This window comes from Paludibaculum fermentans, from assembly GCF_051172195.1.
In the GTDB taxonomy this organism is placed as follows: domain Bacteria; phylum Acidobacteriota; class Terriglobia; order Bryobacterales; family Bryobacteraceae; genus Paludibaculum; species Paludibaculum fermentans_A.
This window is the reverse complement of sequence record NZ_JBPJAQ010000002.1, coordinates 1,459,903-1,482,365: the sequence shown is the minus strand read 5'-3', so window position 1 is coordinate 1,482,365 and position 22,463 is coordinate 1,459,903. Positions and strand designations below refer to the sequence as shown.

The following is a 22,463-nucleotide window of genomic DNA, read 5'->3' as shown; positions in this document are numbered from 1 at the left end:
TTCAAAGTTTCTTCGGGCGGCGGCTCAGGTTTCCCTAATCTAGCTGGACCGACTGGCCGATGAGATGTAAAGCATGGATCAATCAATGAAAGATCTCGAAGCGATCATGAAGTTCCAGCAGAGCCTGCTGCGGCTGGTGGTTCATGGTTCGGAAGAAGATGCGAAGAGCAAGGTGGTTGAGCCGGCTCAGGCGCAACAGTTGGAAGTCTGGGTCCGCCGGGTGAACACCAGGCCGAACTAGCTTGAACTGGCGCGCGCCGTACCCGAGCGCCCATACCTTCCTTGAAATCGCCATCGAACACCGGGTGAGGCTGTGTCACGCGTCCGCGCTCCAACATTGCCCCGACTGCAATATGATGTGCGGATCATGCGACATGGCGAAACGGTCGACGAGATCTCCGCTCCATTCGTAACCGTCGCGACACGCGTCGGCGAAATCGCCAGGCAGAACGTGGAGGCTGAGCAGTGAGGCTCCTGGAATACCGCGAACAGCACGCAGGCTGCGCTCCGTTCCTTCTCGTCGTAGCCAACGTCGGCGGCGTCATTGTCGAATTCACGTTCTTCCCCCTCGAGGGAGGAGGGAAGGTCTGCGTGATGGTCCGGAATATCATCGACGACCCGACGTCCAATGTCAGCTACCCTATCGAGGACGTAAAGCCGCTCGCGTGGAGCCACGAGCGCACGCAGGCTTATCGCGAAGGCTTCCAACATGGCTGGCATTGCGCCCTGGCAGAGCAGCGGAAGATGAGCGCACCAAAGGCGGGCTGGTCGTAATGCAGGGGCTGATTAAATTCGTCATGGTCACTTTGTTCTGGGTCTTGGTCGCCATCCCCTGCCTGGGCGTGGCCCTCATACTCGTCGATGCACTGCGGCCAGCGAGGGCCCTCTACCCCGAGCCCAACCCTGACCCGCACTACCTCGACGCCTTCAAGCCGGGGGATCTGGTGAAGACTACGGTAGAGGCCAAATGCGACGGCATAGTATGGTCGCGGAACCTTATCCTGCGCGTCACCGAATGGACCCCACTGAGCGCCAAGGTGTACGGGCCGTTTAACTCCAAAAATAAGCGAGCTTACAACTGCGTGATGGTCAACCCGAGCTTCAGGAAATGCCCGAACAATGACGACCTGGGCTGCTCAGTGCCTAATGTGGTAGACCCGCCCCACCAGACCACCGAAGACATCGAACGCGAAATCCGGATGCGCAAGTTTGACGCCGCGCAATAATTGCTGCAATCCCTAGGACAGAGGTGTCCATGGATCAACTATCATTTGCACGTATTGCACTGGACGCCCTGCTCTGGCAGCGCGAGGAAATCGATGAACGTATTCGCGATCTACAGACGTATATTGGCATAGGGCCTAAGCGTGGTCCTGGCCGACCGTTGTCCGCAAAGCTCATCCCACCTATCCTCCGATCCTCCGCCAAATGGCGCTGAAACGTCTCAAGAACTTCACCGCTGCCTATTTCTACACCCATCCAGTCCGGCGAAGTGCTTGCATTTGTATCCTTTCCCTGGTTTCAGACCTCCGTCTCGTAAACTCAATCACGCCCTTCTGAATCGGGTACAATTCTACTGATTCGGGTCAGGCGCGCACTTGGCGCCGGGACACGGAAGGAAGGGGTTCGTGCATGAGTGAAATCCTCGATCCCGAGAACCGGGAAAAGCGAAAAGGCCGCGGTTTTTCCCGCCGCGGTTTTATGCAGGGCATCGGTGTCACCGGAGCCGTTGCTCCAGCTCTGCTTCCTGAGCAGGCTCAGGCCCAAACGCCTCCTGGCGTCATGGGACCGGGCGCGGTAGCGATTACCCTGAACATCAACGGAAAGCCAATGAAAGCCAGCGTGGAGCCGCGCGAGACGCTGCTCGACACGCTGCGCAATCAACTCGACATCACAGGCGCCAAGCGCGTCTGCGATCGCGGCACCTGTGGTGCCTGCTCTGTCCTCGTGAACGGCAAGGTCTCATACGCCTGCTCCATTCTCGCCATCGACGCGCAGGGCAAGCAGATCACCACCATCGAAGGCTTTGCGATGTCGGGGGGTAAGCCCCATGCCGTCGTGCAGGCCTTCGTCAACAACGACGCCCAGCAGTGCGGTTACTGCACACCCGGCTTCGTCGTTGCCTCCAAGGCGTTCCTGGACCACAATCCGAATCCAACTTATGAACAGGTGAAAGACGGCCTGGGCGGCAATCTCTGCCGCTGCGGCACATACGTCGGTGTCCGCAAGGCTGTGCTCGAAGCCGCCAAGATGATGAAGGGAGGTTCGAATGCCTAATTACAGTTGGCCGCCCATGGCCAGCCGGAAGGTGATGGGGCAGCGCCTCAGCCGTACCGATGGCATCGAGAAGGCCTCCGGCCGCGCGAAATACAATTCAGACCTGAACAAGCCCGGCATGCTGCATGCCGTCGTACTCGCTTCTCCGTTCGCGCATGCGAAGGTGAAGTCGATCGACACCAGCGAGGCCGAGAAGCACTCCGGGGTCGCCGCCGTTCGTGTGGTTGCACCGGCCGGCACTGAGATCCAGTGGGCCGGCTGGGAGATCGCGATTGTGGCCGCCAGCACCGAACTGGCCGCGCGCGACGCGGTGAAGAAGATCAAGGTCGAGTACGACATGATGCCGCACGTCGTAGTCGAGAATGACCTGAAGAAGGTGAAGACCCGCGCCAAGCCGGCGGGTGAACAACTGGAAGGCGACCCCGACCAGGCGATGAAGGATGCCGACGTCACGCTGGAGGCCAGCTACGGCATTCCCACCTTGACCCACTGCTGCCTGGAGCCGCACGGCCAGGTCATTGGCTGGGGCACGGACGGCAAGGTCGAATTCAACCCCTCCACACAGTCTGTCACCAGCATTCGCGGCGACCTGGCCCGCCTGCTGAGCATCCCCGCCACGGACATCCATGTGCATCAGGATCACGTCGGCGGCGGCTTCGGCTCAAAGTTCCAGCCGGACCGTTGGGGCGTGGAAGCGGCTCAACTTTCCAGGGCGGCCGGCGGCAAGCCGGTGAAGCTGTTCCTGGAGCGTTCAACCGAACTGATGATCGCCGGCTGCCGTCCCTCGGGCTTCCTGAATGTGAAGCTGGGTGCAAAGAAGGACGGCACCCTCACCGTGTGGCAAAGCGAAAGCTGGGCCTCCGGTGGAATTGGCGGCGGCGGATCCCCGCCCATCCCATACGTCTATACAAAGATTCCGAACCGGCGCCAGAATCACACGGCTGTCAGCCTGAATACGGCACCCATCCGTGCCTGGCGCGCTCCGAATCACCAGCAGGCGTCCTATCTTACCTGCGCGCCCATCGAAGACCTGGCGGCCAAGCTCAAGATGGACCCGCTGGACATGTTCATCAAGAACGCCAACCTGACGCAGCGGGAGGACACTTATGTCCGCCAGCTGAAGAAGGCCGCAGAACTCTCCGACTGGAAGAAGTTGTGGCATCCGCGCGGCGATGCGGGCAAGGGCCCCATCAAGCGCGGGCTGGGCATTGGCGTGAATACGTGGGGCGGCGCGGGTCACGACTCGACGGCGCGCACCACCATTCATCCCGACGGCACCGTGGAAGTGGAACTCGGTTCGCAGGACCTGGGCACCGGCACGCGCACGATCATCGCGCAGGTGGCGGCCGAGACCCTGGGACTGCGGGTTCCTGACATCCGCGTGAAGTTGGGCGATACGAACTATCCTCCATCCGGCACTTCGGGCGGATCCACGACGGTGGGCGGCGTCACCTCCTCCACCCGCAAAGCGACTGTCAATGCGCTGGACAAGCTGCTGGCGGAAGTGGCCGGCGGATTGGGCGCACCGGTCGATCAATTGGAAGCCGTGGACGGCAAGATCCAGGTGAAGGGCAATGCGGCGAAGAGCCTGACCTGGAAGGCGGCCTGCCAGAAGCTGGGCGTGAAGACCGTTTCAGAGACTGGCTCCAACGTGCCGCGCGAGGCTCCGAAGGAAGGCCTGAACACGGGCGGCGTGGGCGGCGTGCAGATCGCCGACGTCAGCGTCGACGTGGAGACCGGCGTAGTCAAGATGAACAAGCTGGTGGCCGTGCAGGACATCGGTTTGGTCGTCAACCCCAAGACCGCTGAGAGCCAGGTGTTCGGCGCCTGCATCATGTCCATCTGCGGCGCTCTCATGGAAGAGCGCATCATGGACGAACTCACAGGCCGGATGTTGAATGCGGACATGGAGTTCTACAAGCTGGCCGGCATCAAGGATATCGGCGAGATTGTGGTGCACTTCGAGATCGACGAACTGAACGACAAGCGCGGCGTCATCGGCCTGGGCGAACCCCCCGCCATCGGCGGCATTGCGGCCATCTCGAACGCGGTGGCCAACGCCATCGGTACACGGGTACCAACGGTGCCCATGAGCCCGATGAATGTGCTGGACGCGCTGAGTGGGAGGAAGTCCTGATGCAACCCTTCGAGTACGCAAGTCCGAAAACGCTGAAAGAAGCCCTGGCCCTGTTGGGTTCGGGGTGGAACGACGCGGCGGTGCTGGCCGGCGGCACTGACCTGTTGAGCCTGATGAAGGATGGCGTGGTGGCCCCCAAGCGGGTGGTCAACATCAAGGAAATCGCCGAGCTGAAGGGTATCTCCAAGACCGCCGGCGGCGTCCGCATCGGCGCGGCGGTGACGGTGGACGAGCTGATGTCCAACCCCATCGTGCGCGCTTCCCTGCCCGCGCTCTCCCAGGCCGCGCAGGGCATCACCAGCCCGCAGATCCGCAACATGGGCACGGTCGGCGGCGATCTGTGCCAGCGGCCCCGCTGCTGGTATTTCCGGGCCGGCTTCGGCCTGCTGCCGAAACACGAAGGCACCGACCTGGTGACCGAAGGCGACAACCGCTACCACGCCATCTTCACGGATGGCGCGGCCAAGTTCGTCTCGGCCTCGAGTTTCGGGCCCGCGCTGGTGGCGATGGGCGCCAAGGTGAAGTTGGCCTCGGCCGGCGGCACCCGCGAAGTCGATGCGGCGAAGTTCTTCGTCGCTCCGTCGAACAATGACGCCCGCGAAGTGGCCCTGCTGCCGAACGAGATCCTCACGGAGATCGTGGTGCCGGTGAAGGCCGGTGAGAAGAGCGCCACCTACGAAGTACGCCAGAAGGACGCGATGGACTGGCCGCTGGCCGCGGCGGCGGTCACCCTGACCATGAAGGGCGCGACCGTGGCATCGGCCAATATCGTCCTCGGCCATGTGGGGCCAACGCCTTATTGGGCCGAGAAAGCCTCCAGCATGCTGGCCGGCAAGGCGATCACGGAAGAGACGGCCGAGGCGGCGGGCAAAGCCGCCGTGGAGGCCGCCAAGCCGCTCAGCCACAATACGTACAAAGTGCAACTCGCGTCGGTGGCGGTGAAGCGCGCCCTGCTGGCAGCGGCCGGCGTGAAGAGCTGAAAGGAGACCAGGCATGGCAATCGTCAACGGCGAACGCGCAGGTTTGACGCGCATCGGCGATGACCGCTGTGAATGTCTCCGCTGGAAAGGCCTGTATGTCGAGGCCGAGTGGGACCCAACGGTGCCGCACGGCAACGACCGGGCTTTCTGGTGCGAGAAGACGCAAATCTGCATCGGCCCCGACGCGAAGGTGGTCGATGAGTACGAGTGCAACGAAACCCGGAAGTGTTACCGGGAGTTGTAGATCCTGAACACGATAGAATCAAGCCCGGGCCCTGACAGGGGTCCGGGCTTTTTCGTTGTTGGAAGGAGAGAGCGTGAGACTTGGTTATTGGCTGGCAGCGGGTGGGCTGTGCCTGGCGGGCGCGGCGTTGGTGACGGCAGAGAAGACAGGCGTATTCGCGGTGCTTTCGAGTACGGTCAGGGGCGGCAAGCAGCCAGGGGGTGTCTATCTGATCCCCACGACGCAACTCCTGCAGCCGTGGGGCGATCCGGTTACCCTTGCGGGGCGGCCCGTCGACCTGGCCTTCGATGCGGAGAAACGCGTTCTTGCCGTGCTCAACACAAAAGGCGTCCTCTTCTACGAACCCACAGCCATGTCGCTGCTGGGGGAGACGAAGTCGAAATCGACCTCCTACGCCGGCCTTGCGTTCCGGCCCGGTACCCGCGAAGTGTGGGCCAGCGAGACCCTGCGCAATGGTCCGGACGGACTGCTGATTATCACGGTGGACGAACGGGGCATCCCGCGCAAGGAAGAGCGGGTCGAACTGAAGCCCCATCCGCTGCCCATTGGTATCGCCTTCTCGAAGGACGGCGCCACGGCGTATGTCGCTTTCAGCCGCAATAACACGCTGGCCGAGATTGACGCCTCGACGCGCAAGGTGAAGCGCGAGATTCCGGTGGGCATTGCGCCGTTCCACGTAGCGGTGGAGCCGCGGTCGGGCCGGGTCTTTGTCGCCAATCGCGGGGGCCGCCGGCCGAAGGAAGGGGACGTACTGGCTCCGTCGAGCGGATCGAAGATTGCGAGTGATCCGGTAACCGGGTCCTCGGTGAGCGGCACGATCACGGTGATCGATCCAGACGGATCCAACCCGCGCGAAGTGGCCGTGGGCCTGGCGCCCTCGGGGCTGGCCCTGCGCGGAGACGGCAAGGAGTTGGCGGTGGCCAACGGACACTCCGATAGCGTGACCCTGGTCGACACCGCGACACTGAAGACGCGAGAGGTGCGCATCCCCAGCTATCCCGACGGCACGCGTGGGAGTATTCCCACAAACGCAGCCTATTCCCCCGACGGCCAGACTCTGTACGTGCTGTGCGGCGGCACCAATTCAATCGCCGTAGTCCGCAGGAATAAGGTGGAAGGCGCCCTCCCGACGGGCTGGTTCCCGTCCGGCATAGCCATCGACATGGCCGGCGCGCTACGCGTCGTCTCCATCAAAGGGACCGGCAACACCGCGCTGCCGGGCGGCAATTTCAACTCCCGCGCCTATGAGGGCATGATCCAGACGATGCCGGCACCGGCGAAGGCCCAGTGGCTGGCCGGGTTGCGGGAAGTGAGGGCCGCCAATCAACCGAAATTCACTCCGGCCGGCGGTGTGGAGAATCTACGTTCCCTCGGCATCCAGCACGTGTTCTTCATCATCAAGGAGAACCGGACGTACGACCAGGTGTTCGGCGACATTGCCAAGGCGAACGGCGACCCGAAACTGGCGATCTATGGCGGCGACGTGACACCCAACCACCACGCCTTGGCGGAGCGGTATGTCGTGCTGGACAACTTCCTGACTTCGAGCTCGATCAGTTTCGACGGGCACCAGTGGCTGATGATGGCCTTTGTCAGCGACTACACCCAGCGTGCTTTCGCGGCCTCGCCGCGCGGCTACGCCTGGGATATGAGTGACGCCCTCACCGTCTCACCGGCAGGGTTCTTCTTCCAGGGTGCGCCGCCGGACGTAAAGGTACGGATTTTCGGCGAGTTCTGCCTGCCGGGCAAGTTCGATCCCGCCACGCAGCAGGCCGAGGACATCAACGAACGGGTTGGACAGGGTTGGAGCTACTACTGGGATCTGTACAAGTCCGGCAAGTGGCGCGACCAGGTGGGCTGCAGTGCGGCCGGCCTGCCGGCCCTGAAGCCGTTGATGAGCCCCAGCTATCCGCAGGATGACACCGTCATTACCGACCAGATCCGCGCCGAGGAGTTCCTGCGGGAGTTGAAGGAGCGCGAGAAGACCGGCGAGATGGCCAATATCAATATCCTCACGTTGACCTCCGACCACACCAACGGAACCAGGCCCGGTTCGCCGACGCCCAAGGCGATGGTGGCGGACGACGACCTGGCGCTGGGCCGTATTGTGGAGGGCATTTCCAAGAGCCGGTTCTGGGCGCACAGCCTGATCCTGGTGGTGGAAGACGATGCCCAGGACGGGCTGGACCACGTCGACGGCCACCGGACGGTTGCCCTGGCCATTGGGCCCAACATCCGTCGCGGGGCGGTCGACTCGAACCACTACAACCAGATCTCGATGGTGAAGACGATCCAGGAACTGTTCCAGATTCCTCCGCGGACCGTCTTCCTGCAGAACTCGCGCACGATGACGAGTGTTTTCACGCCCGAAGCCAACCTGGAAGCCTACACGGCGATCCCGAACCGCATCCCGCTGGATCAGATGAATCCGCCGCTGAAGGCGTTGAATGGCCGTAAGTTGTGGGCGGCCCAGCAGTCGGCGGCCATGAACTGGGGGGATGTGGACGACATTCCCAGCGACGTCCTGAACCGGATCCTGTGGTGGGATGCCAAGGGGTATGACCAGCCTTACCCCGTGCTGAAAACGCAGGCCCGCCGCTAGAAACGGAGACGCCCGCAGGCCTCGGAAGAGACCTGCGGGCGCTGCCAACAACCGGAGCAAATAGGGTTAGCGGGCGGTCTGGACCTTGGGTGTGGCCAGATAGCCGACGATGACGTCCTTCTTCACTTCATTGACGACGATTTCGTACGGCTGGCGCGCCTTGGAGCTGTAGAACTGAACGGGCTCGTTGACGCCCTTGTCCTTCTTCTCCACCCGCTTGTCGTCGGCCGTGATCTCCACCGTGTACTTGTTCTTCTTGTTGTCGGTCTTCTTCAACTGCATGAAGATGTCGCCGACCTTCTGCGGAGCCTTGGTTTTGGCCAGGTTGAACTCAAAGTAGTTGCGTTCGCCCAGGGCCTTGAGGGCTTGCAGTTCCTTGCCGTTGGTGGCGATGAGGCCGCTCTGGACACCCAGGTCGCCGGAAACCGTCTTGAGGCTGGCGATCGTCTTGTCCAGTTCGGACTTGGTGTTGCTGAGGTCGGTCTTGACGCCGGTGACGTCCGTGGCCACTTCGCCGATCTTGGTATTGGCCGTGGTCGCGGCCTCTTCCACCTTCGAAATCTGGCCCTTCATCGCGGTTTCGCTGGCTTTCTGCTGCTGGGCGAGGCGGGCGGCCAAATCTTCGGCGTGCTTGGTGGCATCCACCTTAGCCTGACCGACGGCCATGGAAGCCTGGCGGCGGGCTGCTTCCAGCTCTTCCTTCAGGGTGTCCATGTTCCGCTTGGCTGCTGCTGAAGTGACTGAGGAGGTTTCCTTCACACGGCCCACCTCTTCGAGGATGGAGTCGCGGTTCTTGGTCATTTCCTGCTTCAGCGTATCGATCTGGAGAAACAGGTATACATTGGCCGCGATCAGCGCGATCACTGCGCCGAACAGGATGGCCATCTTGACACCAGAGCCGCTGGAGGCCGGTGCGGGCAAAACGTAGCTGGGCTGACCGCCACCCTGCGGTGCGCCGTATTGTGGATCGCTCACTTCGATATCCCTCTCTTATTGAACAGTCAGGCTGCTAAACCTATGCTAACACCATAGATGTTGCTGGCATGTCAGACGGTTTCATCCGTTTTGCGGCGTCCCCGGTGACATGATTCTGGGATTGGTGAAGTCCAGATACTCCTGCCTGGGAGCCCCCGGATCGAAGCAGTGCCGGCAGCGCGCTTCGTACATTCCGGTGGCGCCCACCACGATGAGATCACTGGAGTCCACCAGCCGTTGCGTATGCTTGGCCGGATTGCCGCACCTGAGGCAGATGGCCAGTGTCTTGGTAATGGACTCGGCCACGCAAAGCAGGTCTGGAACCGGCGGAAACGGCCGGCCCATATAGTCGGTATCCAAGCCGGCGATGATCACCTGCTTGCCGGAGTCTGCCAATTGCTGAGCGACGCCCACCAGATCCTGCCCCATGAAGTTCGCCTCGTCGATGCCGACTACCTGCGTACGCCAGTCGAGCCGGGTGAGAATCTCCGCCGGCCCCTGTACTACTTCACTGCGCATTCTGACGTCAGCGTGACTCACGATTTCATCGGCCGAGTAGCGAATGTCGATGACAGGCTTAAAAACCTGCACGCGCTTGCGCGCGATCAGCGCCCGCCTCAGCCGCCGGATGAGCTCCTCGCTCTTCCCCGAAAACATCGGACCGCAGACGACCTCGATCCAACCTACATGACCCGAGATAAAGTCCATCGTATGACAGGATAACGCGCGCAGCTTCCAAGGTGGCCGCCGTGTTAGATTGAACCCTGTGAAGCGACTCCTGATCCTGGTACTTTCGTTGGCCGTCATCGCCGTTGCCCTGCTGGCCATCCATCCGCCGCTCCGTTATTGGGCACTGGTACTGATTGGCCGCGGCGCAGGCTGCACCACCCAGCGGGCCTGGGCGATCCAGGCGGAGAAAGAGGAGCTAACCCGGGTGAAGGACAGTATCCTGGCCCATACCCGCCTGCTCCAGAAGGAATACAAGGGGCTGGAGCTCTACCAGACGCCTTACGGCAATTTCTGGGCGCCAGCCGGCAGCCGCTTTATCCTGCCGTTCAACCTGTCTGAGGAAGCAACCCACATCTACGGCACCGGCGAGCAGTTTGTCCACAAGGGCGACATCGTGCTCGACTGCGGAGCTAACGTCGGAACCTTCGCCCGATTCGCGCTGGATGCCGGCGCCAAACTGGTGGTGGCGATCGAACCCGCACCCGACAATCTGGAATGCCTGCGCCGCAACTTCGCCAAGGAGATCGGCGAGAACCGCCTGGTGATCTACCCCAAAGGCGTGTGGGATAAGGACGATACGCTGGAATTGCTGGTGGATGAGGACAACCAGGCGGCCGACAGCTTCGTGATTCACCGCCAGGGCGCCAAGGCGGTGGCGAAGGTCCCCTTGACGACCATCGACAAGATGGTGGACGAGCTTAAATTGGAGCGCGTCGACTTCGTGAAGATGGACATCGAAGGTGCGGAAGTAAAGGCCCTGGCGGGCGGCCGCGCGACGATCGCCAAGTTCCATCCGCGGATGTCTTTGTCGGTGTACCACCAGGACGATCACCCTGTGGAAGTACCTAAGGCCGTGCTGGCCGCCTGGTCGGGGTACACCACGGAGTGCGGCCCGTGCAATGCGGTGGAAAACCGTGTCCGGCCCGACATCATGTACTTCCACTAAACCTGTCTTAGGCTATCTTTCGTCCGAAGGACGACCCAGCCCCGGCAACCCGGCCGGAATTACCTGTTACAACGGGCATTTCTGCTGTGCGTGAGAGTTGCGCCTGGAGGGCGGCGCGGCCCGGGCGGTCCAGCGGACAGGACGCTTCCTCCGCTTAAGTGACTGGAAATAAAAAGGCCGATGGGGACTCGGAGGAAGATCCCCACCGGCACAAAGCCAGCTTGAATCGGAGGAATGCTGGCCTACTCGTACTAGATGTACGCTCTACTGGAGATAATATCACAACCCCCCTAGGCTGCACCCCTCCCGTCAAGCGAATGTGTACTTTTTGTGAAGACTCTTAAGTATCCCTAACATTCCTGATTAAGTTCTTACCATCCAAGGAGTAAGGTCATTTACCTAACTTGACGAATGACGTCAAGAAGTAGCCCGTTTAGTACTATCTTGCGCTGCTTTCAGTACTCAAAAGCAGGTGACAGCCTTAGCTCATGTAGAACAGGCTGAGGCGTGGCAATCGGAAGTGATCATAGACTTTCTTGTCCAGATAAGTCTTCTCCAACCTGATCAACTGATCGGCGGTCATCTTGCCTCGATAGGGCTTCAATTGCAGGTCCAATTCGCGCCTCATCCGGAATAACTCCTCCTCGGAAAGGCGGGTGCGGGCGATGGCGGACATCTTGTCCTCCAGGGCAGTCAGCCGTTGATCGAGCTCTTCCAGGTGCTGGAAATGCTCTTCCATCCCGGCCAGCAGGGCATCCACCGGCTCGGCGATCTGCCCATAGCCCGGCGCCGCCCGCAGCGCTTCGGCGCACTTGGCCAGGTGGGCCTTAACCGACTCGATGGGAAACGGCGACTCCTGCTCCGCAGCCTGCGCTGACGACGGCAGATTGTTGGCCATGGCTTCGGCTTCCTTCATCACCGCCTGGGTGCAGTAGGCCAGCGAATTCACCATCTGCGTCTTCTGCTTGCGCGACCGCCACTTCTCAAAGGCGGCGTCAATGCCACGCAGCACGGCCTCCAGGGGGATGCCGGAGTTCTTCCAGCTCTCCACCATCGCCCAATCGAGCGGAGACATCAGGAACAGATGGCTGGCCCGGGCGCGCTGGAAGTGTTCCTCCACCTCAGTGAAGTAGTTGAAGTAGTTCAGCTGCCAGGCCCCGTCGTCTTTTGGCTCGGTCACCGGCGATTCCGCTCCCAGATCATGCGCAGCCCTTCCAGGGTAAGATCCTCATCGGCGACCTTCACAAACCGGGAGCCGCGCGTAATCAAGGTTGCCTGGCCGCCCGTCGCCACCGATTTCGTATCCGGCCCCATTTCGGCGATCATGCGTTCGACGATGCCGTCGATCATGCAGATGGTGCCGTAGTACAGGCCGGACTGCATGCTCACGACTGTATTCGTGCCGATGAGTTTCCCGGGATCGCGGAAATCGACCATGGGCAGCCGCGCGGTGCGGGTGAAGAGACCTTGGATGGACATTCCGATGCCGGGGCAGATAATGCCGCCCAGGTACTCAGCGTTGGCGCTGACGGCGTCGAAAGTGATGGCGGTCCCGAGGTCGACAACAATGCACGGCCCCCCGTACTTGGCGATGGCGGCCACCGCGTTCACGATGCGGTCCGCGCCCACTTCGCGCGGATTGTCGTAGAGGATGTTCAGGCCGGTCTCTGTATGCCCGGTGACAAACATGGGTTCGACGGGAAAGTAGCGGCGGGCCATGCCGGTAAGGGACGATTCCAGCGGCGGCACCACGGTGGCGGCGATGATGCCGCTGATCTTTTCGAGAGGCAGGCCCTCCAGGGCAAACAGGCTGCGGAGCTTGATGCCCCACTCATCCGGAGTCTGGTCGTGGACGGTGCGCAAGCGCCAGCGGGTGATGATCCGCGGACCGTCGAAGATCCCAATCGTAACGTTCGTATTCCCAGCGTCAATAGCGAGCAACATGGCAGTGAAATCGGTGAACCCTCAGGCTAGCATCGAAGCGGGCAGGGCGTCGTAGCAGGGCTCACACATGTGTGCTGCGGTGATGGGCGCCTGAGCGCAGGACTCCCCTCCAGCAGCCAATAGGCCAAACAAAGAGCAGGAATCAGCCCCGGCATTTGCGATCTCTTTTCAGATAGAATTCTGGCATGTTTGCTCTCGCGCTCTACGCCCTGCTGCAGGCCCCTCCGGACGCGAAGGAGCTGATTGACCGCGTCTCGAAGCACTATACGGAGATGAAGGAATTCCTCGTGGAATACCGGCAGAACGAGCAGTCGCCGCGGGCTTTGGCCATTAACGCGCAAGGCACGCTGACGATTAAAGCAGCAAAATCCGGCGACCGCTATTTCTATGCGGAGTCGGGCCACCGGAGCTTCCAGATCATCGGCGATCGCGAGAATATTTGGCACTACGACATCAGCCGCAAGCAGTACGTCGTGGAGCCGGCGGGCCTGCGCTCTGACCAGTTGGCTCGCGAGGGGCTGCGATCCGCATTCCTGCGCTTCCGCATGCTCGACGGGCTGGCCATGAACGCACGATTGGTGCGCATGGACCAAAGGAAGGTGAACGGCAAGACAGTGCCGTGCGCCGTGATCCAGATTGGTACCGCACGCACGGACCCAAACCCCTGGACGGAAAGGCTGTGGATTGATCCGGAAACCGCCACTATCTACCGCTCGGAGTTCGAGGGCGCCGGAAACTCACCCCATGGCGGCGCACTCAAGACCGTGCGCGAGTTCACCCTGCCGGCCGGCGTGCAGGCACCGGATCCGGCCATGCTCGAGTTCACCCCACCCAAGGGCTCCAAACAGGTGGATCAATTCACGGGCATCAGCCTGGATTCCAGCCCCGGGGGCCTGATCAGATAGGCCGCAAGCCGCCCGCGGTGATCGTGATCTCCTCGCCGTCGTCCTTGCGCAGCAGCAGGAAGCCGTCCGGCGTGAGTCCGGCCGTGGTGCCGGTGACATCTCCGCCCGGCAATTCCACCTTCACGCGCTTGCCCGACACATAGGTGGACGCATTCGCGAACAGCCGCAGGATCGCAGTCACTCCGCTGGTCTCCAGGATCTCGATATGTGTATCCACGGAAGCCGCGATCGCCTTCAGCAACACCTGTTTGTTGTGGATCCGGTCGGTCTCGCGAGCCAATGACGTAGCGATGTTCTTCACATCGTCTGGAAACTCCGACTGGCTGACGTTGAGCCCGATACCGGCCAGCACCGCTCCCGCATGCCATTGCGCCAGGATCCCCACCAGCTTGCGATCGCCCACCATCACGTCATTCGGCCAGCGCAGATCCACGCTGACGCCCGCGAACATCTGCAAGGCATCCGCCACGGCGACGCCGGTCGCCATGGTGACCATGGGCAGTGCGCGCATCTCCACCTTGGGCCGCAGGATCATGGTGAAGTACAGCCCGCCCTCGGTGGAGTGCCACGTCCGTCCGAGCCTGCCCTGCCCCGCCGTCTGAAGATCAGCCCCGACGATGGTGCCGGCCGGGCAGCCTTCCGCCGCCAGCTCCGCCGCGCGGTGCATGGTCGAGTCGATCCTCTCGTGCCACTCGATCCGTCTCATGCCAGGGTCAGCCGGAAGTTGATATCCATCGCTTGCGCCGAGTGCGTGATCGCACCGCAGGAAATGTAATCCGCCCCAAGCACTGCATAGGATCGAATGGTCCTCAGCGTGATGCCGCCCGAAAGCTCCACCACGGCCCGCCCCGCAATGTGCGCAATCCACTCCCGCGCCTCGTCCACAGTGAGATTGTCGAGCAGCAGCCGGGTGGCTCCGCAGGCCAGGGCCTCGTCGAGCTCTTCCATCGTCCGCACTTCGATCTCCGCCGGAATCGGCTGACCCTTCACGGCCTCCAGCGCCTCGCGCACGCCGCCGGCCGCCGTGATGTGGTTGTTCTTGATTAGAATCGCGTCGAACAGACCCATGCGGTGATTCGTCACCCCACCGGCCGCCGCCGCCATCTTCTCCAGGATCCGCAACCCCGGCGTGGTCTTGCGCGTATCCAGCACCTTACATTCCGTGGCGGACACGGCGTATGCGTACTGCGAGGCCAGCGTCGCCACGCCGCTCAAGCGCTGAACAAAGTTAAGAGCAGTCCGCTCACAGCGCAGCAGCGTGCGCGCGTGCCCCTCGACTCGCGCCAGGCAGTCACCGGGCACAACATGTGATCCGCTGGGCTTCAGAATCTCCAGCTTCACCCCGTCGCCGCCCAGCCCGTAAACCACTTCCAGCAGTTCGATACCCGCCACCACCATAGGTTCGCGGGCAAAGAAGGCACCCGACGCCTGTTGGGCGCCGGGCACGGTGAGTTCGCTGGTGATGTCGCCAAGGCCGATGTCTTCTTCCATCGCCCGCGCCACGGCGTTCATCACCTGCGGATGCGTGATGTCGAAGTGCATCAGGCCCCCAGGTCCGCCAGCGCCGCCTGGCTCTTGGCCACTTGCGCTTCGTAGTCGGCCAGCTTAGACCGGATGCCGTCGATGACATGCGCCGGCGCCTTGGCCACGAACGCCTCGGAGCCCAGCTGCTTCTGGCTGTTCTGAATCACCTTCTGCAGCTGTTCGATCTCCTTCACCAACCGCCCGCGCACAGCGTCCACCTGGGCGCCGCTCAGCTTCAACACCATTTCGAAGTCGTTGGTGGCGCGCGAAGCGCCCGCGGCACGTTCCGCCGAAGCCGCGCCTACCTCAAACTTCGTATTCGTCAGCGCCTGCAGCAGCGGCAACTCGGTGGCGCCCAGCATCGCGGCCGTCGCATTGGCCGGATACAGGAACCCGTCCTGCGTCGCCTTCGGGTCCAGCTTCTGGTCGGCCCGCAGCCCTCGCGCCGCCACCGTCATCTCCTGCAGCAGCGCAAACGCCGCAGCACCTTCCGGATCGGCCGTGGAATCCAGCGCCAGCGGGAACGCCGCCAGGCAGATCGACTCCGGCAGGCTGTCGCACTTCTTCATCAGCCGCTGCCAGAGCTCTTCCGTCAGGAACGGCATCACCGGATGCAGCAGCCTGAGCGCGAATTCAAACACCGTCAGCAGGTTCCGCAGGTGCGCATGCATGTGCTCGCCCTGCTGGATGCGGAACTTCTTCACTTCCAGATACCAGTCGCAGAACTCATCCCAGAGGAAGCCCCAGATGAGGTCGGCCACTTCGTGATAGCGGAAGTTCTCCTGCGCGGCGTGGATCTTCGCCGCCGTCTCGTTCAGGCGGTGGAAGATCCAGCGGTCCTCCAGCGGCAGCACCCCTTCGATGCGCTCTGCCGGAGCCACATGGCTCGCCAGGCTCTGGATCTCCAGGCTCTCGACGCCCACCTTCTCCATCTGCAGGAAGATGAAGCGCGCCGCGTTCCAGATCTTGTTGCAGAACGCACGCGAGCTCACCAGCCGCTCTTCGCTCAACACAATGTCGGTACCCGGAGCCGCCCCGCGCAGCAGCGCGAAACGCACGGCATCCGTCCCGTACTGCTCTGTCACCACCAGCGGATCGATGGTGTTGCCCTTCGTCTTCGACATCTTCTGCCGCTCGGCGTCGCGCACCAATCCGTGGATATACACGGTCTTGAACGGCACGTCGCCCATGCACTCGATGCCGAGCATGATCATGCGCGCCACCCAGAAGAACAGGATGTCGAAGCCGGTGATCAGCAGGGTCGTCGGATAGTACGCCGCCAGTTCGGGCGTCTTGTCCGGCCAGCCCAGCGTGGAGAACGGCCACAGTCCGCTGGAGAACCACGTGTCCAGCACATCGGGATCCTGGGTTATGCCGGCGGAACCGCACTTCGGGCACGCCGTCAAATCTTCCCGCGACACGGAGACTTCGCCGCACTCGCCGCAATGCCACGCTGGAATGCGGTGCCCCCACCACAACTGGCGCGACACGCACCAGTCGCGAATGTTGTACATCCACTCGTAGTAGGTCTTCGACCAGTTCTCGGGCACGAAGACGATGCGGCCCTCTTCCACAGCCTTGATGGCCGGTTCGGCCAGCGGCTTCATCCTGCAGAACCACTGCTTGGACACCAGCGGCTCCACGATCGTCTTGCAGCGCTGGCAGCGGCCGATGCTCAATTGGTGCGCGGCGGTCTGCACCAGCAGGCCTTGCGCGTCCAGGTCCGCCAGCACGCGCTTGCGCGCCTCAAAGCGGTCGAGCCCGGCATACGCGCCGGCTTCCGCGGTCATCTCGCCGCTGAGGCCGATCACCTTCACATGCGGCAGGTTGTGGCGCTTGCCGGCTTCGAAATCGTTCGGATCGTGCGCCGGAGTGACTTTCACCACACCCGTGCCGAACTTCGGATCGGCCAGTTCGTCGCAGATCACGGGGATCTCGCGGCCCGTCAGCGGCAGGATCACGGTCTTGCCGTGCAGGTCGAAGTAGCGCTCGTCTTCCGGATTCACGCACACCGCGGTATCGCCGAGCATGGTTTCGGGGCGCGTGGTCGCCACGGTCACAAAGCGGCCCGGCATGTCCTTCACCGGGTACTGGATGTGCCACAGGTTGCCCTGGGTCTCCTCGTGCACCACTTCCAGGTCCGACAGCGCCGTGTGGCACTGCGGGCACCAGTTCACCATATACTCGCCGCGGTAGATCAGGCCCTTTTCATAGAGCCGCACGAACGTTTCGCGCACAGCGCGGGAGAGCCCTTCGTCCAGCGTGAAGCGATTGCGCGACCAGTCGCACGAGTCGCCCATGCGTTTCATCTGGTTGATGATGGTGCCGCCGTATTGCTCTTTCCACTGCCACACCCGCTTGACGAACTCTTCCCGCCCCAGGTCGTGACGGGTGATGTTCTCAGACGCCTTGAGCGCGCGCTCCACCACCATCTGCGTGGCGATGCCGGCGTGGTCCTGGCCGGGCAGCCACAACGTCTGGTCGCCCTTCATGCGGTGCCAGCGCGTGGTGACATCGATCTCGGTGTGCTCCAGCATATGACCGATGTGCAGGCTTCCGGTCACATTCGGCGGCGGGATGACCAGGGAAAACATGTCACGGCCCTCGTGCCTGGAAGAGGGCGCGTGGAAGAATCCACGGTCAATCCACCACTGGGCCCAGTGCGGTTCAAACCGCTGAGGCTCATAGACTTTATCAAGCTGCATGGGAAACCTCTTATTTTATCACGCGGTGTGTTTCCGGCCCCTGGGACTGGGGCAGCCCCGGCGCACACCACGACCTGGACGCATGAATTAGGGAGGGGAGGAGTCTGGCTCGCAGCGGAGCAGGCGGCTAGGCGCGACGCACGCCAGCCGCCACCGGTACAACTACCGCGGTGTGGTCAGGCGCAATGGTCAACGAATTCGTCGGGAATCGCATCGGCGTCTCACGGCAATGAACAACCTCAGTGTAGTCCGAATTCATGAATCAGGCAAGACATGAACCCGCTGCGAATGAAGAGGACATCCTCCAGTCTTACTCTTTTCCATCTTCCAAGAGATCAGTGAATTGCTGGTACCACTTCACCTAGAATGCTAAACTGGCTCGTCACTGATGGCCACAACAAATCGCCATGAGGAGCCCTCGACGCCTCCTCGCCATCTATCCTCCTGGAAAGAGATTGCGGCCGTTCTGGGGATTAGTGTCCGGACCGCGCAAATCTACGAAAAGAGCCGCGGCCTCCCGGTTCAGCGCGATGGCAAGCGAGTCGCCGCCCTTGAATCAGACTTGCTCGAATGGCGCAGCCGCCGCCTGGCCGAAATCCATTGGTGGACCAATGTGGTGATTCTGCAGCGCATCGCCGCCGCGCTGGCGCTGGGCATCCTTTCCCTGGCCGGCATGCTGCTCTGGACAACGCGTAGCGCCTGGCAGACCCAGCGTGTCGCTTATGCTACCTGGCACGGCAATACCATCACCGCTTACAGTGCGGAGGGCAGCCCGGTCTGGCACCGAGTATTCCCATACCCCATTAACGAGGATGTTGACCTCCGGACGCCCCGAGTTGCCTGGGTCGGAGATCTCGATCATGATGGCGAGCCGGAAACACTCTCGATTTATCCACACGTACAGCGCGAATCAAAAGGTTGGGAATTGTATTGCTTTTCCTCCACCGGAGCCAACCGCTGGAAACTCTCCATCTCCCAAGCAGTCCAAAACTCAACCCGCGAGTTTTCGCCCCCCTATGTTGTCCGGAGCTTCGTAACATTCCCCTCGCCGGAGCACGATTCCACCTTATGGACGGCTGCCGTCTTTGTCCACCACACATTGAGCCCTTCCGTCCTGCTGGTGGTCGATTCCAGCGGGCGGCAGCGTGGTGAATACTGGCAGTTCGGCCATATGAATGTCGTGCGCGCCCTGGACCTTGACGGCGACGGCATCGACGAGATCCTGGCCGGCGGAATCCGGGAGTCGGACCATCAGGCTGTTCTGCTTGTGTTCGACCCCCGCAATGTCCACGGCTCACCTCCACCTGAGAGCCCGGCCAGCCAGGTGCAATTGCGCGGCATGTTCCCCGGAACCGAGAAGGCGGTCGTCTATTTCCCCCGCACGATCCTTAACCGCAAACGCGAACCGTTCAACTTCATTGAGACGATAGACCTGATCGGCGACTCCATCCAGGTGACCGTGCACGAGACCCTCGAAGGTCAGAAGGGTTATCTGCTATACACCTTGGATCGTCAACTGCAAGCCGTCGACGTGGCTCCGTCGGCCGCCTTCAACTCCGCGGTCATGCGCCTGCATGCTGAGCAGGATCTCGCCCGTGACCTGGGCCCCGAAGGGATCAACACTCTCCGCAAACAGCTGCGCATCGACCGCCGCTAGCTTCTGCGCTTCGCCACCTCTGCGTAATACAGTAGACTCATGCGCATTGCCGAGATCCAGCAAGCTCTTCGCGAGGAGGGGCTCGACGCCTGGCTGTTCTTCGACCACCACCACCGCGACCCGCTCGCTTACCGGGTGCTGCAACACGAGCCGGGCCAGATGGTCACGCGCCGCTGGTACTACCTAGTCCCGGCCGAGGGTGAGCCGGTAGGGCTCGTACACAAGATTGAAGCCAAGGTGCTGGGGAACCTGCCTGGCGCCCGCCGCCAATATGCGGGCTGGATGCAGCAGCGCGAAGCCCTGGCCGCACTGCTCGCTGGCTACAAGACCGTCGCCATGCAGTACTCTCCTAACTGCGCTGTGCCCTACGTGGCCAACGTCGATGGCGGCACCCTGGAACTCGTCCGGGCGACCGGGGTGGAGATCGTCACCTCCGCCAACCTGGTGCAGCTATTTGAAGCGCGCTGTTCGCAGGAACAGTACGAGTCGCACATGGCCGCTGGGGTGAAGGTCGATGCCATCCGGCGCGCTGCCTTCGCCAAGGTCAGCCAGGCTCTGGCCTCGGGAACGACCGTCACCGAGATAGAGATCCAGCAGTTCCTGCTCGATTCCTTCAAGGCAGAAGGACTCTTCACCGATCACGGCCCCATCGTCGGCGTCAACGCACACGCGGCCGATCCGCATTACTCGCCCTCACCCGAAAACAGCGTGGCCATCCAGCCGGGCGACCTGCTGCTCATCGACCTGTGGGCCAAATTCGACAAGCCTCGTTCCATCTATTACGACATCACCTGGACCGGCTTCTGCGGCCCGGTACCCACCGACGCCATGCTGAACGTCTTCGCGGCAGTGACCGGCGCGCGCGATGCGGCCATCCGGTGCGTGAAGGAAACGGTGGCCACCGGCAAGTCGCTGCAGGGCTACCAGGTGGATGACGCCTGCCGCAATCACCTCATCGAAAAGGGTCTGGCCGAGCACTTCTTCCACCGCACCGGCCACTCCATCGGCGAAGAGGTCCACGGCAATGGCGCCAACATGGACAACTATGAGACCCACGACGAGCGCCTGGTCATCCCCGGCGCGTGCTTCTCAGTGGAACCTGGCGTGTATTTGAGCGACTTCGGCATCCGCAGCGAAATCAATATGTTCCGCCACGAAACTTCGGCCGAAGTGACCGGCGAGATCCAGACTGAGCTGATGCGATTGATGTAGTCCCGGCGGGGGCTACATCGTGAAGGTGCGGGTCAGCGCGAACTGCCAGAAGGTGTTGTGCTGCATGCCAGGCTGCTGGCCCCACTGCTTCCGGTAGCCGCCTTCCAGCGTCGTGTTTTTCCAGGAGATCACCAGCATCGTCTGGTAGCGCCAGATCCGTTCGCCCTGTGTGCCCCAGAAACCCCAGGAATGGGTGTGCGCGGGCCCGTGCCGGAACTGCACCTGCACATCGTCGCGCTTCACCAGCGGATGGATGACCCACCCTTGCGTATGCAGGAGAGTCCCGCGTTGCAGGGTGCTGGTGGGCAGGGTCCACGCGTCACTGGTGACGAGGATGGGCAGCTTCGGCTTCGCCTGGTACTGCAGGTTGATCGGAATCATCCAGTCGTTGACGCCTGTTTTCACGCTGGGAAAGCGGAGCTTGTAAAAACCAGTTCCGAGGCTCAGAAACTGATCCCGGTGCTTCCACACGGGCGCCTTATACGCCAACCCGGCCATCCAGTCGTTGGAATGCGACGGCGAGTCATGGGTATTCCACCCATGTAGATAGAGCATGTCGCCCTTCACCACCGCATTGCTGATCCCCGTTGTCACCTTCGTCTGCCAGGCAGGACCTTCCCCGAACAGGCCGCCGAGGGTAAGTTGGAAACAATCCGCAAACCCGGACGAAACAGAAGTGACCCACCGGCGCGCCGGACGGTTGGAGGGCGCTGAGTCGCTGGAGACAGCCTGGCCGAACAGAGGACCGATGGCAAGGGGAAGTAGGATGGACGCGAGTTTCAACAGACTCATAGTACCATGTAATCGGATCTTTTTATCCTTGTTTGAGTAAATCTTCAGGACAAAAGAAAAGGGGAACCACACTGGGTCCCCCTTTCAACTACACGAAACTGTAGAGTTTTTCTATTCGGTCACATGGAAGGTGCCGACATAGGCGCTCCGCTTGTCGATGCTGGTCCAGCGCGCCCTCAAATCGCCGGTCGGCGAACCGCTGAACTTGCTCTCCATGGTGTAGGCCGGCATCGCGTGTTCGGTTTTCGAGAGCGGATCATACACTGTCGCCTCGTGGCCGCAGGTGGAATCGCTGTCCACCAGTGCCCGGGTCCGGATCTCCGCCAGCGTGCCCGCGTTCAATGTCACGCGCTTTTCGTGGATGTTGTTGTTCGCTACCTCGAACGAGATCGGCAGCGCATCAATTCGTACGATGTCTTCCAGAAGATCGCCCGTCATCCGCTGCGCGAATTCCTTCAGCGCCTGTCGCTGCTCGAGATTCGCCTTCTGGTCGACGATCAGATAGGCTTTCACCGGGTAGGGCTGCCCCGTCCTGTCGCCCAGAGTCGAATTGGCCCGAACCGCCGCGGCCACATTCAGGCCGTCCAGCGATACGCCCTTCCAGGCGCCCTTGTTGATCTGCCAGCCGAAAACCGCCAGGTTTCCAACCAGTTGCACCTCGGAGTTGGCGAAACACGCACCTACGTACACATCGGCCGTGCGTGATTCGACATAATTGCCGGAGACTTCAGTGGTAGGTTCGGCGGCCATGCCCAGCGCCGCGAGCGCCACTGCACAGACACTCGTCTTCCAGAACTGCGTCATCGTATGTTTCTCCCAGATGAGAAGTGAACT

At 61.9% G+C, this 22,463-nt stretch carries 21 protein-coding genes; 12 read left to right on the top strand and 9 right to left on the bottom strand.

Features of this window, described 5'->3' with window-relative positions; translation table 11 throughout:
• Positions 1–85 precede the first annotated feature (85 nt).
• The 8 genes from ACR9Y2_RS32580 to ACR9Y2_RS32545 all read left to right on the top strand — a co-directional run bounded on the left by ACR9Y2_RS32580 (position 86) and on the right by ACR9Y2_RS32545 (position 8,240).
• A complete protein-coding gene (locus tag ACR9Y2_RS32580; protein ID WP_435046057.1) occupies positions 86–241 on the top strand; it encodes a hypothetical protein in 156 nt (51 codons plus the stop codon).
• Between the two features lie 224 nt (positions 242–465).
• Positions 466–774, top strand: a complete 309-nt coding sequence (locus tag ACR9Y2_RS32575; RefSeq protein WP_435046056.1) for a hypothetical protein — start codon at positions 466–468, stop codon at positions 772–774.
• A 23-nt stretch (positions 775–797) separates the two neighbouring features.
• On the top strand, positions 798–1,226 hold the full coding sequence (locus tag ACR9Y2_RS32570) for a hypothetical protein (RefSeq protein ID WP_435046055.1): 429 nt from the start codon (positions 798–800) through the stop codon (positions 1,224–1,226).
• 406 nt (positions 1,227–1,632) lie between these two features.
• Positions 1,633–2,277, top strand: a complete 645-nt coding sequence (locus ACR9Y2_RS32565; RefSeq protein WP_435046054.1) for a (2Fe-2S)-binding protein — start codon at positions 1,633–1,635, stop codon at positions 2,275–2,277.
• On the top strand, positions 2,270–4,414 hold the full coding sequence (locus ACR9Y2_RS32560; RefSeq protein ID WP_435046053.1) for a xanthine dehydrogenase family protein molybdopterin-binding subunit: 2,145 nt from the start codon (positions 2,270–2,272) through the stop codon (positions 4,412–4,414). The genes ACR9Y2_RS32565 and ACR9Y2_RS32560 overlap by 8 nt, the downstream gene beginning before the upstream one ends.
• Complete coding sequence (locus ACR9Y2_RS32555) at positions 4,414–5,394, top strand: FAD binding domain-containing protein (protein WP_435046052.1); 981 nt, start codon at positions 4,414–4,416, stop codon at positions 5,392–5,394. Before ACR9Y2_RS32560 ends, ACR9Y2_RS32555 begins: the two co-directional genes overlap by 1 nt.
• A gap of 13 nt (positions 5,395–5,407) precedes the next feature.
• Positions 5,408–5,638, top strand: coding sequence for a hypothetical protein (locus tag ACR9Y2_RS32550; protein ID WP_435046051.1), 231 nt, complete (start codon positions 5,408–5,410; stop codon positions 5,636–5,638).
• 73 nt (positions 5,639–5,711) lie between these two features.
• On the top strand, positions 5,712–8,240 hold the full coding sequence (locus ACR9Y2_RS32545; protein WP_435046050.1) for a bifunctional YncE family protein/alkaline phosphatase family protein: 2,529 nt from the start codon (positions 5,712–5,714) through the stop codon (positions 8,238–8,240).
• A gap of 66 nt (positions 8,241–8,306) precedes the next feature.
• Here ACR9Y2_RS32545 and ACR9Y2_RS32540 read toward each other — a convergent pair whose 3' ends face one another.
• Together ACR9Y2_RS32540 and ACR9Y2_RS32535 are read right to left on the bottom strand one after the other, a co-directional pair.
• Positions 8,307–9,215 carry a hypothetical protein gene (locus ACR9Y2_RS32540; protein ID WP_435046049.1) on the bottom strand — a complete coding sequence of 303 codons (909 nt, stop codon included), beginning with the start codon at positions 9,213–9,215 and terminating at the stop codon, positions 8,307–8,309.
• A gap of 81 nt (positions 9,216–9,296) precedes the next feature.
• On the bottom strand, positions 9,297–9,923 hold the full coding sequence (locus tag ACR9Y2_RS32535) for a thymidine kinase (protein WP_435046048.1): 627 nt from the start codon (positions 9,921–9,923) through the stop codon (positions 9,297–9,299).
• Between the two features lie 58 nt (positions 9,924–9,981).
• Between ACR9Y2_RS32535 and ACR9Y2_RS32530 the strand changes: the two genes are divergently transcribed.
• Entirely contained in the window at positions 9,982–10,890 is a 909-nt protein-coding gene (locus tag ACR9Y2_RS32530) for an FkbM family methyltransferase (protein ID WP_435046047.1), read from the top strand.
• 481 nt (positions 10,891–11,371) lie between these two features.
• On the opposite strand, the gene ACR9Y2_RS32525 is transcribed toward ACR9Y2_RS32530, so the two are convergent.
• Together ACR9Y2_RS32525 and ACR9Y2_RS32520 are read right to left on the bottom strand one after the other, a co-directional pair.
• Entirely contained in the window at positions 11,372–12,070 is a 699-nt protein-coding gene (locus ACR9Y2_RS32525) for a hypothetical protein (RefSeq protein WP_435046046.1), read from the bottom strand.
• Positions 12,067–12,834: a type III pantothenate kinase gene (locus ACR9Y2_RS32520; RefSeq protein ID WP_435046045.1), complete on the bottom strand. Its 768-nt coding sequence runs from the start codon at positions 12,832–12,834 to the stop codon at positions 12,067–12,069. The genes ACR9Y2_RS32525 and ACR9Y2_RS32520 overlap by 4 nt, the downstream gene beginning before the upstream one ends.
• Before the next feature lie 185 nt (positions 12,835–13,019).
• Here ACR9Y2_RS32520 and ACR9Y2_RS32515 point away from each other — a divergent pair, with 185 nt between their 5' ends.
• Positions 13,020–13,739 (top strand): LolA family protein, encoded by a 720-nt coding sequence (locus tag ACR9Y2_RS32515; protein WP_435046044.1) that lies wholly within the window; start codon positions 13,020–13,022, stop codon positions 13,737–13,739.
• On the opposite strand, the gene ACR9Y2_RS32510 is transcribed toward ACR9Y2_RS32515, so the two are convergent.
• Genes ACR9Y2_RS32510 through ACR9Y2_RS32500 form a run of 3 tightly spaced genes read right to left on the bottom strand, consistent with a single transcriptional unit; the run spans position 13,732 to position 17,968 of the window.
• A complete protein-coding gene (locus ACR9Y2_RS32510) occupies positions 13,732–14,445 on the bottom strand; it encodes a biotin--[acetyl-CoA-carboxylase] ligase (protein ID WP_435046043.1) in 714 nt (237 codons plus the stop codon). The genes ACR9Y2_RS32515 and ACR9Y2_RS32510 overlap by 8 nt on opposite strands.
• Positions 14,442–15,281, bottom strand: a complete 840-nt coding sequence (gene nadC / locus ACR9Y2_RS32505; protein ID WP_435046042.1) for a carboxylating nicotinate-nucleotide diphosphorylase — start codon at positions 15,279–15,281, stop codon at positions 14,442–14,444. The genes ACR9Y2_RS32510 and nadC overlap by 4 nt, the downstream gene beginning before the upstream one ends.
• On the bottom strand, positions 15,281–17,968 hold the full coding sequence (locus tag ACR9Y2_RS32500) for a valine--tRNA ligase (RefSeq protein WP_435046041.1): 2,688 nt from the start codon (positions 17,966–17,968) through the stop codon (positions 15,281–15,283). Before ACR9Y2_RS32500 ends, nadC begins: the two co-directional genes overlap by 1 nt.
• 388 nt (positions 17,969–18,356) lie before the next feature.
• Here ACR9Y2_RS32500 and ACR9Y2_RS32495 point away from each other — a divergent pair, with 388 nt between their 5' ends.
• Both ACR9Y2_RS32495 and ACR9Y2_RS32490 read left to right on the top strand, forming a co-directional pair.
• The gene (locus tag ACR9Y2_RS32495) at positions 18,357–19,625 is read left to right on the top strand and encodes a helix-turn-helix domain-containing protein (RefSeq protein ID WP_435046040.1); all 1,269 of its coding nucleotides are present in this window, start codon (positions 18,357–18,359) and stop codon (positions 19,623–19,625) included.
• A gap of 39 nt (positions 19,626–19,664) precedes the next feature.
• The gene (locus ACR9Y2_RS32490) at positions 19,665–20,837 is read left to right on the top strand and encodes a M24 family metallopeptidase (RefSeq protein WP_435046039.1); all 1,173 of its coding nucleotides are present in this window, start codon (positions 19,665–19,667) and stop codon (positions 20,835–20,837) included.
• A 12-nt stretch (positions 20,838–20,849) separates the two neighbouring features.
• Here the strand turns inward: ACR9Y2_RS32490 and ACR9Y2_RS32485 are convergent, their stop codons facing one another.
• Entirely contained in the window at positions 20,850–21,629 is a 780-nt protein-coding gene (locus ACR9Y2_RS32485; RefSeq protein ID WP_435046038.1) for a hypothetical protein, read from the bottom strand.
• Between the two features lie 111 nt (positions 21,630–21,740).
• Positions 21,741–22,433 (bottom strand): DUF1326 domain-containing protein, encoded by a 693-nt coding sequence (locus tag ACR9Y2_RS32480; RefSeq protein ID WP_435046037.1) that lies wholly within the window; start codon positions 22,431–22,433, stop codon positions 21,741–21,743.
• Positions 22,434–22,463 lie beyond the last annotated feature (30 nt).